This window comes from Tabrizicola sp. (assembly GCF_034366665.1).
Lineage (GTDB): Bacteria > Pseudomonadota > Alphaproteobacteria > Rhodobacterales > Rhodobacteraceae > Tabrizicola.
Genome location: NZ_JAXMMF010000049.1, coordinates 13,283 through 26,469, shown reverse-complemented (window position 1 = coordinate 26,469; position 13,187 = coordinate 13,283). Strand labels below are relative to the sequence as shown.

Annotated in this window: 9 protein-coding genes; 6 read left to right on the top strand and 3 right to left on the bottom strand. The window is 66.9% G+C overall.

All coding sequences use genetic code 11. From position 1 onward, the window contains the following. Positions 1-3: 3 nt before the first annotated feature. The gene (locus U1E69_RS06365) at positions 4-1,518 is read left to right on the top strand and encodes a LysM peptidoglycan-binding domain-containing protein (protein WP_322243513.1); all 1,515 of its coding nucleotides are present in this window, start codon (positions 4-6) and stop codon (positions 1,516-1,518) included. Here the strand turns inward: U1E69_RS06365 and U1E69_RS06360 are convergent. Continuing rightward, on the bottom strand, positions 1,467-1,835 hold the full coding sequence (locus U1E69_RS06360) for a metalloregulator ArsR/SmtB family transcription factor (protein WP_322243512.1): 369 nt from the start codon (positions 1,833-1,835) through the stop codon (positions 1,467-1,469). The genes U1E69_RS06365 and U1E69_RS06360 overlap by 52 nt on opposite strands. A gap of 83 nt (positions 1,836-1,918) precedes the next feature. Here U1E69_RS06360 and U1E69_RS06355 point away from each other — a divergent pair, with 83 nt between their 5' ends. The 5 genes from U1E69_RS06355 (at position 1,919) to der (ending at position 10,925) form a co-directional block, all read left to right on the top strand. Further along, complete coding sequence (locus U1E69_RS06355) at positions 1,919-3,817, top strand: ABCB family ABC transporter ATP-binding protein/permease (RefSeq protein WP_416200259.1); 1,899 nt, start codon at positions 1,919-1,921, stop codon at positions 3,815-3,817. A gap of 98 nt (positions 3,818-3,915) precedes the next feature. Next, a complete protein-coding gene (locus U1E69_RS06350) occupies positions 3,916-7,269 on the top strand; it encodes a caspase family protein (RefSeq protein WP_322243511.1) in 3,354 nt (1,117 codons plus the stop codon). A gap of 81 nt (positions 7,270-7,350) precedes the next feature. After that, entirely contained in the window at positions 7,351-8,007 is a 657-nt protein-coding gene (locus tag U1E69_RS06345) for a tetratricopeptide repeat protein (RefSeq protein WP_322243510.1), read from the top strand. 44 nt (positions 8,008-8,051) lie between these two features. After that, the gene (locus U1E69_RS06340; RefSeq protein ID WP_322243509.1) at positions 8,052-9,407 is read left to right on the top strand and encodes a PQQ-binding-like beta-propeller repeat protein; all 1,356 of its coding nucleotides are present in this window, start codon (positions 8,052-8,054) and stop codon (positions 9,405-9,407) included. 48 nt (positions 9,408-9,455) lie between these two features. Next, on the top strand, positions 9,456-10,925 hold the full coding sequence (der, locus tag U1E69_RS06335) for a ribosome biogenesis GTPase Der (RefSeq protein ID WP_322243508.1): 1,470 nt from the start codon (positions 9,456-9,458) through the stop codon (positions 10,923-10,925). Between the two features lie 58 nt (positions 10,926-10,983). Here der and U1E69_RS06330 read toward each other — a convergent pair whose 3' ends face one another. Together U1E69_RS06330 and serS are read right to left on the bottom strand one after the other, a co-directional pair. Beyond that, positions 10,984-11,691, bottom strand: coding sequence for a hypothetical protein (locus U1E69_RS06330; protein WP_322243507.1), 708 nt, complete (start codon positions 11,689-11,691; stop codon positions 10,984-10,986). Between the two features lie 62 nt (positions 11,692-11,753). Beyond that, entirely contained in the window at positions 11,754-13,058 is a 1,305-nt protein-coding gene (gene serS / locus U1E69_RS06325) for a serine--tRNA ligase (RefSeq protein ID WP_322243506.1), read from the bottom strand. Positions 13,059-13,187 lie beyond the last annotated feature (129 nt).

Sequence of the window (13,187 nt, the reverse complement as noted above, 5' to 3'; positions counted from 1 at the left end):
CGGATGTCGGCATTCGGGGCCTTGGGCCGGGGAACGCGGCTGGGTGTGGTGGCACTGGCCGCGGCGCTGCTGGCCGGGGCAGGGTGGTTCGGCTGGCAAGCCTTCCGGCCCGTGCCCGCGTCCGTCGCCCTTACCGATCCCTCTGCAACCGCACCGGCTGCATCCGAACCGGCCGCTACCGCACCCGCCGCCCCCGAAACCGCCGGTTCTGAACCGGCTTCGACCGATCCCGAATCCGATGCGCCCGTCACTGATACGCCCGTCACTGAAACGCCCGTCACTGAAAAGACAGTGACCGAAGCGCCCGTGACTGAAGCGCCCGAGGCCGGGCAGCCCGCCACCGAGGTTTCAGCCGAACCTGCACCCGAAGCCGCCGCACCCGAAGCCGCCCCTCCCGCCGCGCCGGTGATCGACACCTGGCGCGTCGCCGGGGACGGGTCGGCCGTCGTCTCGGGGAACGCAGCGCCGGGGGCGACCGTGTCGGTCGTGGTGGGTGACACCGTTGTCGCCAGTGGTCAGGCCACCGCGTCGGGCGATTTCGCCATTCTCTTCACGCTGCCACCCAATCCCGCGCCCAGTCTGATGTGGCTGTCCATGGGTCTTGCAGATCAGCCCCCGGTCCTGTCGGAGCAGATGGTGGCGCTTGGTCCCATCGCCGGGCCCACCGCCGAGACCGTCGCCGAAGCAACCTCGGAAACCGATGGCGCAGCCGAAGAGACGGCCGCAGCAGCGTCTGATGCGCCTCCGGCCCTGCTTCTTTCCGACGACGGTGCCGTTGTCCTGCAGGAACCAGCCCGCCCCGAGACCGCGCTGTCGACCACCGTGATGATCGACACCATCACCTACACGCCAGAAGGGGAGGTGCAGGTCGGCGGACGCGGTGCGCCCGGGTCGGGTTTGCGGATCTACCTCGACAATGCCGAAAAGCTGACCCTGCAAATCCCCGAGACGGGCCTGTGGAGCACGGCGCTTCCCGACACCGCGCCCGGGGTCTACTCCCTGCGGGTCGATCAGCTGGACGCAGCGGGCAAGGTGACCTCGCGCTTCGAGACGCCCTTCAAGCGTGAGACGCTGGAGGCGCTTGCCGAAGTGCAGGGCGCTGCCCCGGAACCGGGAAGCTCCGAACGCGCCACCCCCGAACCCGCGTTGCAGGAGACTGCCGCCACCGCAGCCCCGGCCCAGCCCGCGATGCCCGAGGACCCCGAAGCCGACCCGGCCGAGATCGCCGCGCTGGACCCGTCCGCCACCACCCCCCAGACCCCCGAGGCCCCCCAGACCCCCGAGGCCCCCGCAGCCGCCCAGGCCGATGCCCCGGCCGCCGCTGCGTCCCCGGTGACCGTCACGGTGCAGCCCGGCTTCACCCTTTGGGGGATCGCGCAGGAACGCTACGGCGATGGGGTTCTGTATGTGCAGGTGTTCGAGGCGAACAGGGACAAGATCAAGGACCCGAACCTGATCTACCCCGGTCAGGTCTTCTCGGTCCCCGAAACCGCCAACGAGACCGCCAGCCCACCCTGAGGCTTGTGCGTGCACGCAGCCAGCACCTCGGGATGATCCGAACAGCAATCGTTCAGGACATAGGATATCGTCTGGCCGATCCCCGCCGGATCGACGCTGTAAAAGACGTTCCGCGCCACCTTGCGCGACCGCAACAGGCCCGCCTGCTCCAGCGCGGACAGGTGGAACGACAGGCGCGGTGCCGCGATGCCCAGCGTCTCGGCGATCTGGCCCGCAGCCATGCCGTCTTCGCCCTGCGGGGTCAGCAGGCGGATCAGGTCAAGCCGGGTCTCGTGAGCCAGTGCCGAAAGGGCGGCGAGGGCTTTACTTCGATCCATCGTTCAACTATTCAAGAAGCCTTGAATTGACATTACCCCAAGCACGACCGCCGCGCAACGCCGTTGGCGGGCCAGGACACCCGATGCGCCGTACCACCTCGACCGTGACTTCCGCCGACGCCAGCACCGCCCGCGCTCCGGCCATGACCACCATCCGCCGGGTGGCACCCTACCTCTGGCCCGAGGGGCAGGCCTGGGTGAAGCGCCGCGTGGTGCTGGCCCTTCTGTTCCTGGTCGCGGCAAAGCTGGTTTCGGTCTCGACCCCGTACCTATACAAGCTGGCCGTCGACAGCCTGTCGAACGAGGCGGGATCGGACCCGCGCGCGCTGATCGGCCTTGGCGCGGTGGGGCTGGTTGTGGCTTACGGCCTTGCCCGGCTTGGCGCAGTGGTCTTCGGAGAACTGCGTGATGCCGTGTTCGTCCGCGTCGGCCAGCGTGCGATCCGCCGCCTGGCGATCGAGACCTTCACCCACATCCACCAGCTCTCTTTGCGCTACCACATCACCCGCAAGACCGGCGGTCTGTCCCGGATCATCGAGCGCGGGGTGAAGGGCGTCGATTTCCTGTTGCGCTTCATGCTGTTGTCCATCGGGCCGCTGATCCTGGAACTGACGATGGTCGCGGTGATCTTCGCCCTGGTCTTCGGCTGGCAATACGCTGCCGTCGTCGTTGTCACCATCGCGCTTTATGTCTGGTTCACCTTCACCGTCACCGAATGGCGCGTGAAGCTGCGGCGCGAGATGAACGACCAGGACACCGACGCCAACCAGAAGGCCATCGACAGCCTTCTGAACTACGAAACCGTCAAGTATTTCAACGCCGAACAGCGCGAGGCCGACCGCTATGACGGCGCGATGCGGCAGTATGAAACCGCCGCCGTCAAGACCGGCCTGTCGCTGTCGTTCCTGAACATGGGCCAGGCGACCCTGATCACCACCGGCCTGGTCATCGTCATGGGGATGAGCGCCCTGGGCGTCCGTGCGGGCACTTTGACCGTGGGCGATTTCGTCATGGTCAACGCCTACATGATCCAGATCACCATGCCGTTGAACTTCCTTGGCACCGTCTACCGCGAGATCCGGCAGGCCCTTGTCGACATGGGCGAGATGTTCGGTCTCTTGGGCCAGCCCGCTGAAATCGTTGATGCCCCTGACGCCAAACCGCTGGAGGTCACTGCGGGCGAGATCACCTTCGACAACGTCCACTTCGGCTATGAACCGACGCGGGAAATCCTGAAAGGCGTGACGTTCACGCTGAAGCCCGGCCAGAAGCTGGCGCTGGTGGGACACTCTGGCAGCGGCAAGTCCACCATCGGGCGGCTGCTGTTCCGCTTTTATGACGTGACGTCGGGCGCGGTTCGGATCGACGGGCAGGACCTGCGCGACGTGACGCAGACCTCGCTTCACGCCAAGATCGGGGTCGTGCCGCAGGACACCGTCCTGTTCAACGACACGATCCGCTACAACATCGCCTACGGCAAGGCCAACGCCACGGAAGCCGAGATCGTCGCCGCCGCCCGCGCCGCGCGTATCCATGACTTCGTGTCGCGGCTTCCCGAGGGGTATGAGACCAAGGTCGGCGAACGCGGGCTGAAGCTTTCGGGCGGCGAAAAGCAGCGCGTCGGCATTGCGCGGACGCTTCTGAAAAACCCGCCGATCCTGATCCTGGACGAGGCGACCTCCGCTCTGGACACCCAGACCGAACGGTCCATCCAGGAAAGCCTGGCCGAGATGGGGCAGGGCCGCAGCGTCATCACCATCGCGCACCGGCTGTCCACCATCGCCGACGCCGACCAGATCCTGGTGCTGGAAGAGGGAAAGGTGATCGAACGCGGCACCCACGACGCACTTCTGGACCTTGGCGGCGTCTATCACGCCATGTGGCAGCGCCAGGTGATGGAGGGCGAAATCGAGGTCGAAGACGGCGCGCTGGGCCTTGCTGCAGACGTGACCCCAGCGGCACGTGTCGCGGCGGGGTCCTGACCGCTCTCGGGCCCGTGAAGCCCGCAAGATGACAGGCTTTTTCCTTTGACCATCCGGTCAGGCTTCAGCATTCTGCCGCCACCCTTCGGGAGGGAGCGATGCTTCTGCGGCGTCTCGGATTTGGCCTGATCCTTTGGCTGTGCGGCGTCACCGTCGCACTGGCTGAAAAGCGCGTGGCTCTTCTGATCGCCGCCGACGACTACCAGTCGATCCGCCCGCTGGAGAACCCGTCCAACGACGCCCGCGCCCTGGAAACGGTTCTGGAAAACCTGGATTTCCAGGTGTTTGTCGAGACCAACCGCGACCTCAAGCGCACCCGCCGCGCGCTGGAAGACTTCAAGGAAGACGCCGCCGCGGCTGACGTGGCGCTTCTGTTCTTCGCAGGCCACGGAGTTGCCATCGACGGGGTGAACTACCTTCTGCCCACCGACGCCGACGCCTCCTCGGCCGCCAGGCTTGCCGAGACCTCGCTGCCTTTGTCCGAGGCGCAAGCGGTGATCCAGTCCGTCGCCCCCGTCGCCATCATCCTGCTTGACGCGTGCCGCGACGACCCGTTTGCGGGTGGCGGAACCGAGGGGCGCGGTGCCGCCGCTCTGGACGACGACCCGCCCACCGCCCCGAAACCTACCCCCGGCCTTGGTCGCATCGGCCGCGCCGACGGCGTTCTTTTCGCCTTCGCCGCCGCCCCTGGCGAGACCGCCTCGGACGGCGACGGCACGAATTCGCCCTTCACCTCGGCCCTGGTCCGCCACTTCGCCACCGCCGGGGTCGAACTGCGCACGGCGCTTACGCTTGTCCAGCAGGACGTCTACGACCGCAGCCGCGGCAAGCAGCTGCCCTACATCGAATCCGGCTTGCCCGAGCTTGTCTTCATCACCGGCCAGGGCGCGCTTCCCGAACGCGACCAGCTGCTCATCGCGATGGCCAACCTGACCCCCGACATCCGGGCCGAGGTTGAAACCCTTGCCACCGCCCGCAACCTGCCGCTTGCGCCGCTGTACGCCGCTCTCTTGTCCGCTGACCTCGACGCCCAGACGCCCGAGGAACGCGCCGCAATGCTGGCCGAGGCCGCGCAATCCTACGAAAGCTTCCAGTCCGAGCTGCAGAAGTTCCAGTCCGACGACCCCCGTGTCGCCACCTTGCGGGCCCAGGCCGAAGAACAGCTGACCCTGGGTGCCTTCGACGCCGCCCGGTCGCTTCTGACCGATGCGGCGGAAATCGACGCCACCGCCCGCACCACGATCAAGGAGACGTTCCTGTCCCGCACCCTGTCGGAAGCGGCGACCCACATGCTGAACGCCAACGCGGCCAAGACGGACCTGCGCTACGATCTTGCCATCTCGGACCTGACGAAAGCCGCCGCCCTTTATGCCGAGGTCTCTGCCGACATTGACCGCGAGGCGCAGTTTTCCTATGTCACGACGCTGACATCGCTGGGCGAGTTGCACTTGGTCGCTGGCAATACCGAGGCCGCCTGGTCGGCTTACAACACCCGCGCGACCTTTGCGCAGGCACGGATCGAGGCCGATCCGACCGATGTCGAATGGGTCCGGGAACTGGTCTGGTCGCTGAATGACCTTGGCATGGTGCTGCAACAGCAGGGCTACCTCAAGGAAGCCGAAACCGCCTATGCCAGCGCGCTTGAATTCTCGCAGTGGCAGGCCGACCAGATGCCCGACGACGTCGACCTGATGCGCGACCGGCAGGTGGCGGTGAACCGCGTGGGGTCGATCCGCCTGGCCCGCCGCAACGCCCAGGGCGCGCTTGACGCCCATGTCGAGGCGCTGGGGATCGCCCAGACCCTGCTTGACAGCGACCCGACCAATGTCACTTACCGGATGGACATCTCGTACACCCAGGAACGCATCGGCGACGCCAAGCTGGATCTGGGCGACAAAGAGGGTGCCAAAGCCGCCTTCCAGACCGCGCTGGCGATATCGGAGGGCCTGGTCGCCGACTACCCCGGCGACACGGTGATCCGCCGCAACCTGTCGGTCAGCTATGAACGCATCGGCGACATGCTGGTCGACGAAGGCGACTACCCGGCCGCGCTGGACACCTACGGCAAGGCCCTGACCATCCGCGAGGAACTGGCCGCCCTCGACCCCGACAACAAGCCGCGCCAGCGCGACCTTGCGATCAACTTTGACCGCATCGGCGATGTGCAGCGCTTCCTTGGGGACACCGACTCGGCGCTTTTGGCGCATCAGGCGGCCTTGTCGATCCGGCAGAACCTGGCGGCTCTTGATCCGACGAACATGGTCTGGCAGCAGGACCTGCTGGTCAGCCTGGACCGGATGGGCGACCTGCATTTCGCCGCGAACGACTTTGTCGCCGCGCTTGAGGCGCAGGAAACCGCCCGCGCCATCGCCGAAAACATCGTCGCGCTGATCCCGGACGAGCCGACCCGGCAGGCCGACCTTGGCCTTGCCCTGCAGAAGATCTCGGACATCAAGGCCGCAATGGGCGACAGCCTGGGCGCGCGCGAGACACTGCAATCCGCCCTGACGCTGCGGCTTGCCGTCGCCGATGCCGACCCGCTCCCGCGCTTTCAGCGTGATGCCGCACTTTCCCTCAGCGCGATGGCTGAACTGGACCTGGCCGAGGGCGACCCTGCCGCCGCCGAGCCGCTGATCGCCGATGCCGTCGCGCGCCAGACCCTGCTTGCGGGCGCGGCCCCAGGCGACACGCTGGCCTTGCGCGACCTCTCCATCGCGCAGAACATCCACGCCTCGACCCTGATGCAGCTTGGCCGCAACAGCGAGGCGGTTGCCGTGGCGACGGCCTCGCTGGAGACCGCCGACCGGCTTTTGCAGCTGGGACCCGAGGTGACCGACCACATGCATGACCGGCTGGTGACGCTGAACCGGCTGGGCGATGCGCAGGCGGCACTTGGCGACAACAAGGCCGCCGGGCAGACGTTCAAGGCGATGGTGGACCAGGGCAACGCTCTGCTGGACGTCGACCCCTACAGCACCGCCTGGGCCAATGACCTGGCCCTGGCGCTGGAACGGCTGGGCGACGCGCAAAGTGCCACAGGAGACGTCGCCGCCGCGCTGAAAAGCCACCAGGACGCGCTTGCCTTGCGCGACTGGCTGGTGGCGCAGGACCCGTCCAACCCGCTGTGGTATCGCAACCTTGCGCTCAGCCAGGCCAGCGTCGCCACCGCGCTGAAGGACCGCAATGACTTTGAAACCGCGCTGACGCACCAGGAAGAGTCGCTGCGCATCATGCGCGACCTTGCCGCCGCCTATCCGGACGATCCCTGGTACAAGATCGACGTCGTTCGCGCCCTGGACCAGACGGCGCTTCTGTTGCAAGACCCCACGGCCGAGAACCAGGAGGCGCTGACGATCCTGCAAGAGATGCAGTCTGCGGGCACGCTGCCGCAGGGATATGACGCCTGGATCACCGGGTTCCGCAAAGCGCTGGGCCTGCCTACGGACTTCTGACCGCCGCCCGGACGGGGCAGGGCTTGGCAATGTGCGGGCTTTGCCTGTAAGACGGGGAAAACGAAAGCAGAGGCAACGGCGTTGAGCAATCCCGACAGCTTCATCGAAGAAGTCACCGAAGAGGTGCGCCGCGACCGTTTGTTCCGGCTGTTCCGCCAATACGGCTGGGTCGGCGTGGTCCTGATTCTGGGCCTTGTCGGTGGCACGGCCTGGACCGAATGGTCGAACTCGCGCGAGACCGCCCGGGCCGAGGCTTTCGGCAACGCCCTGATCGACGCGCTTGACCAGGGTACGCCCGAAGAACGCCGCGAGGCGCTGGCCGCCGTGCCGTCGGCGACCGAACAGACGGCCGTCCTGCAGCTGATCCTTGCCTCTGACCCCGACGAGGACAAAGCCACGACGCTGGCCGCGCTTGACAAGGTGGCGGCGGACACCACGCTTGCCGTTCCCTACCGCGACCTTGCCACGCTGCGCCGCGTGCTGGTGGCCGGGACCGACCAGCCCTTGGCCGAGCGGCGGACCGCCCTGCAAGGCATCGCGGCCCCAGGGCGTCCCTACCGCGCGCTGGCCGAGGAACAGCTGGCCTACCTTCTGATCGAAGAGGGAAAGCCGGACGAGGCGATCGCCGCCCTGACCTCCCTGATGCAGGATCAAGAGGCTTCGGCCTCGCTTCGGGCGCGGCTGGCGCAGGTCGTCACCGCGCTGGGCGGCACCTTGCCCGAAACCGCGGGCGGCTGAGACACGGGATGGAAAGATCGGAAATGTCGATTCAGGTGGCAGGCATGAAGGTCAGGCAGATGGGCGGCAGGCTGGTGACCGGGATCGGTCTGCTGGCCCTTCTGGCGGCCTGCGGGCAGCGCGAAGTGATCCTTTCGGGCGAACGCTTCCCGGTCCGCGCCGACCTGGCGGCCTCGGTCCCGGTCGAGGGCCAACCGGCCCCGACGGCCCCCGCTGCCCCAGAGAACCTGAGCGTCGCCATTTCGCTGGGACCGCAGACCGGCGGTGACTGGACCCACCGCGCCGGCAACGCGCGTCACCTGATGCCGCATGCCGCGCTGTCGGCCACACCGCAGCGTGTCTGGTCGGCCAACATCGGTTCCGGCTCCAACCGCAAGAACCGCATTTCGGTCGCCCCCGTCGTCGCCGACGGGCGCATCTACACCATCGACTCCGGCACCGGCGTGACCGCCACCTCTACCAGTGGAGGCACACTCTGGTCCACCGACCTGACCGCCAGCTTCGACAAGGGCGGCGGCCAGTCCTCGGGCGGCCTTGCCACTGCAGGGGGCCGGGTCTACGCCACCACCGGCTACGGCGAGCTTGTCGCCCTGGACGCAGCCTCTGGTGCGGTGATCTGGCGCCAGCGTGTCGATGCGCCGATCAGCGGCGCACCCGCCACGGACGGAGAAGCCGTCTACGTCTCGGGCCGCGATGGGTCCGCCTGGGCGATCAATGCGGCCGACGGCAAGGTGATCTGGCAGGTCATCGGCACCCCCGGCAAGACCGCCTATGTCGGCTCTGCCGCCCCCACCATCGGCGACCGGGCGGTGATCTTCCCCTCGGCTGCGGGTGACCTGATGGCCGTCCTGAAGATCGGCGGCGGCACCAAGGTCTGGCAATCCTCGCTGGCCGGCAAGCGCCTTGGCCGCGCCTATGCCCTGACCGCGGACGTCACCGGAGACGCCGTCATCGCCGGCAAGACCATCTTCGCCGGGACCGGCAACGGCCGCACTGTCGCCATGTCCGCCTCCTCGGGCGAACGGATCTGGTCTGCTGGTGAGGGCGCTCTCGGCCCCGTCGCCGTTGCGGGTGGCTCGCTCTTCCTGGTGAACGACGAAGCCAAACTCGTGCGCCTTGATGCGAGCACGGGCGAGGTGATCTGGGCCGTCGAGATGCCCTATTTCACCAACGACAAGCCCAAGCGCCGCAAGGGCATCTTCGCCCATTACGGGCCGGTCCTGGCGGGTGGGCGCATCATGGTCGTCTCCTCCGACGGCCTGCTGCGCGCCTTCGACCCCACGGACGGCACGCTGGCCTACACCGCCGAAATCCCCGGCGGAGCGGCCGCGCAACCCGCCGTCGCGGGCGGCACGATGTATGTCGTTGGCGGCAACGGGCAACTTCACGCTTTCCGCTAGGGGCCATCCCGTGTATGGCAACCGCTTCGCCATTGCCGGACCTAGACCATGACCTTTACCCTCGCCATCGTGGGACGCCCCAATGTGGGCAAGTCGACGCTCTTCAACCGCCTCGTGGGCCGCAAGCTTGCGCTGGTCGACGACCAGCCCGGCGTGACCCGCGACCTGCGCGAGGGTGATGCCAAGCTTTTCGACATGCGCTTCACCGTGATCGACACGGCCGGGCTTGAGGAAGTCACCGACGACAGCCTTCAGGGCCGGATGCGCCGCCTGACCGAACGCGCGGTTGAGATGGCCGACGCCTGCCTCTTCGTCATCGACGGCCGGGTCGGCGTCACCCCAACCGATGAAGTCTTCGCCGACATCCTGCGCAAGAAGAACGCCCGCGTCTTCCTTGCCGTCAACAAGGCCGAAGGCAAGGCCGGTGATGCCGGCGCTTTGGAGGCCTACTCCCTGGGCCTTGGCGAACCGATCCGCATCTCTGCCGAACACGGCGAGGGGATGGATGACCTCTACCGCGAGCTGAAACCCCTCGAAGGCGAATTCGCCGAGCGTGAGGCCGAGAACGCCCCCGAAGTCGACATCGATCTTTCCGAAGCCGACGCCGAACTTGAGGCGGACGAGACCGCCCATTACCCGACGGCAAAGAAACCGCTGCAGATCGCCGTGATTGGCCGCCCGAACGCCGGAAAATCGACGCTGATCAACAAGATCCTTGGCTACGACCGCCTGCTCACAGGCCCCGAGGCCGGAATTACTCGCGACGCGATCTCGGTCCGCGCCGAATGGCAGGGCACCCCGATCCGCATCTTCGACACCGCGGGCATGCGCAAGAAGGCCCGGATCACCGAAAAGCTGGAAAAACTCAGCGTTTCTGACGGCATCCGCGCCGTGCGCTTTGCCGAAGTGGTCGTCGTCCTTCTGGACGTCGAAATCCCGTTCGAGGTGCAGGATCTCCGCATCGCCGACTTCGCCGAGACCGAAGGCCGCGCTGTCGTGGTCGCAGTCAACAAGTGGGACCTGGAAGACGAAAAGCAGGAAAAGCTGCCCGAGCTGAAAGAGATGTTCGACCGCCTTCTGCCGCAGCTGCGCGGCGCGCCGCTGATCACCGTCAGCGCCAAGACCGGACGGGGCCTTGACCGCCTGCACGACGCGATCCGCAAGGCGCATGACGTCTGGAACCGCCGCATCCCGACCGCCAAGCTGAACTCCTGGCTTGGCGCGATGACCGAGGCGCACCCGCCGCCAGCCCCCGGCGGCCACCGGATCAAGCTGCGCTACATGACGCAGGCCAAGACCCGGCCGCCTGGCTTCATGATCAAGTGCTCACGCCCCGACGAGCTTCCGGAAAGCTACCGGCGCTATCTGGTCAACGGGTTGCGCGACCATTTCGACATGCCGGGCACACCGATCCGGGTGTTCCTGCGCAGCCAGGGCAACGAGAATCCGTGGAAGGACCGCAAGTTCCACACGCCGTCGCGCCTGCGCAAGCACAAGGAAAAGAACACCGGGCAGTAAGCCCAAGAATTTTAAGTAAAATTCTTGTCAAATTCCTTACTCAAGGAATTTGGCTCCGCTATGCGCGCCGCCAGAACCAGACTGCCGCCGCCAACACCACCGCACCGATCCCCAGCGCCGCGCCAGCGACATAGGTCCCAGCGCCCCAGTTCGCCACTGCCACGCCAATCAGCGCCCAGCCAATCGTCAGCGAGTAGACCGGCATGCGGGGCCGCCGAGACTGGATCAACGGCGCCAGGATCAGGATGACGCCCAGCATGTCATAGGCAGCCTCCTCGTTCCCGGCGTAGCCGTAACCCGCCAGAAGCACCCCGGTCGACACCAGCGAGGCCGCCGTCAGCCAGCCCGCAAAGATCGCCAGCGGAGCGGACAGCAACCAGCGGTCCGGCTCGGTCGGGGCCTGCAGAAAGGCCGTGATCGCAGCTGCCGCCATCACCAGGATCACCGCCGTCGCCCAGATCGGGCTTGCCCCGGCAATCGCCAGCCAAACCGTCCCCAGCAGCAGCGCCACCGTCAGCGCAGGCCGCACCCGGACCCAGGCCGGATCGTCCTTCCGCTTCCACAGCCCATATCCCGCGTGGAGGATGAGCCACAGATAGATCACCGACCAGATCGCAAAGGCATAGCCCGCCGGCTGGATGGCCGGGCGGACAATTTCGACCGGGAACTGGCCGGGCCGATATCCGGTGAAAGGCGGCGTGATGAAGGGCGCCACGGCGAATGCGATGGTGGCCAGGAACAGGATCAGCGCAAGCGGTCGGGACATTCCGGCCTCCATGAAAAACAACAGGGTAGGGGGAACCCGCGACCCTTCCATCGGCTCCTGCGTCAGACCAGCACGCCCTCGGCCGTGATCCGGGTCTTGCCGCCAAGATAGGGCACCAGCGCCGCAGGCAAAGTCACCGAGCCATCGGCCTCCTGTCCGTTCTCCAGGACCGCGATCAGGCAGCGCCCCACCGCCAGGCCCGAGCCGTTCAGCGTCGCCACGAACTCGGGCTTGCCGCCTGCATTTTCGGAACGGGCAGGACGATAGCGCGCATTCATCCGCCGCGCCTGGAACTGGCCGCAGGTGGACACCGAGGAAATCTCGCGGAAGGTGTTCTGCCCCGGCAGCCAGACCTCAAGATCATGCGTCTTCTGCGCGCCGAATCCCATGTCGCCGGTGCAAAGGACGATGGTGCGGTAGGGCAGGCCCAGCCGCTCCAGCACGGCCTCGGCGCATTTGGTCATGCGGTCGTGTTCGGCCAAAGCGGTTTCCGGCGTGCAGATCGTCACCATCTCGACCTTCTCGAACTGGTGCTGGCGCAGCATGCCCGTGGTATCCTTGCCCGCCGACCCTGCCTCGGACCGGAAGCAATGCGTGTGCGCCGTCAGGCGCAGCGGCAGCGCGCCCTCGTCCAGGATATCCCCCGCGACCGAGTTGGTCAGCGTCACCTCTGACGTCGGGATCAGCCACCAACCATTCGTCGTCTGATAGCTGTCCTCGGCAAATTTCGGCAGCTGGTTGGTGCCGTACATGGCGTCTTCCTTGACCAGGACCGGGGTCCAGGTCTCGGCCAGCCCATGCTCCGAGGTGTGCAGGTCCAGCATGAACTGCGCCAGCGCCCGATGCACCCGAGCCACCGCACCGCGCAGCACGACAAAGCGGCTGCCCGAAAGCTTGGCTGCAGTCTGAAAATCCAACCCGCCCTTCGCAGCCGGAATATCGAAATGTTCCAACGGCTTGAAGTCCAAGACACGGGGCGAGCCCCAGCGCCGGATTTCCACGTTCCCGCTTTCGTCCGGGCCCTCGGGGACCTCGTCCAGCGGCAGGTTCGCGATCCGCATCAAGGCATCGCGAAGCCGGGCATCCTCGGCCCCGGCTTCCTCGGTCAGCCGCGCGCCCTCGGCCTTCTTCTCGGCCACCAGCGCGCGTAGCCGTTCAAACTCGGCATTATCCCCGCGCGCCTTCGCTGCACCCACGTCCTTCGACGCCGCATTCTGCGCCGCCGCGGCCGTCTCTGCCGCCAGGATCTTCGCCCGCCGCGCCTCGTCGATGGTCAGCAAATCCGCCGACAGCGGCGCCAGCCCCCGACGCGACAGCGCCGCATCGAAGGCAGCCGGGTTCTCGCGGATGAAGCGGATATCGTGCATGGCAGACCTCAGTGGATTGGTACGCTGGCGCTTATGCCCGATATCGCGGCAGGGGGGAAGCCGTCGCCCCAGACGCGAACCGCGCGCCCCCTCTGGCAAAGCGCCGCGAAAGGCCTTACATCAGCCGAC

Bases quoted from the DNA above. Each gene is read 5' to 3' on its own strand.
- U1E69_RS06365 (WP_322243513.1), top strand. From the start codon at position 4: ATGTCGGCATTCGGGGCCTTGGGCCGGGGAACGCGGCTGGGTGTGGTG.
- U1E69_RS06360 (WP_322243512.1), bottom strand. From the start codon at position 1,835: ATGGATCGAAGTAAAGCCCTCGCCGCCCTTTCGGCACTGGCTCACGAG.
- U1E69_RS06355 (WP_416200259.1), top strand. From the start codon at position 1,919: ATGCGCCGTACCACCTCGACCGTGACTTCCGCCGACGCCAGCACCGCC.
- U1E69_RS06350 (WP_322243511.1), top strand. From the start codon at position 3,916: ATGCTTCTGCGGCGTCTCGGATTTGGCCTGATCCTTTGGCTGTGCGGC.
- U1E69_RS06340 (WP_322243509.1), top strand. From the start codon at position 8,052: ATGAAGGTCAGGCAGATGGGCGGCAGGCTGGTGACCGGGATCGGTCTG.
- der (WP_322243508.1), top strand. From the start codon at position 9,456: ATGACCTTTACCCTCGCCATCGTGGGACGCCCCAATGTGGGCAAGTCG.
- U1E69_RS06330 (WP_322243507.1), bottom strand. From the start codon at position 11,691: ATGTCCCGACCGCTTGCGCTGATCCTGTTCCTGGCCACCATCGCATTC.
- serS (WP_322243506.1), bottom strand. From the start codon at position 13,058: ATGCACGATATCCGCTTCATCCGCGAGAACCCGGCTGCCTTCGATGCG.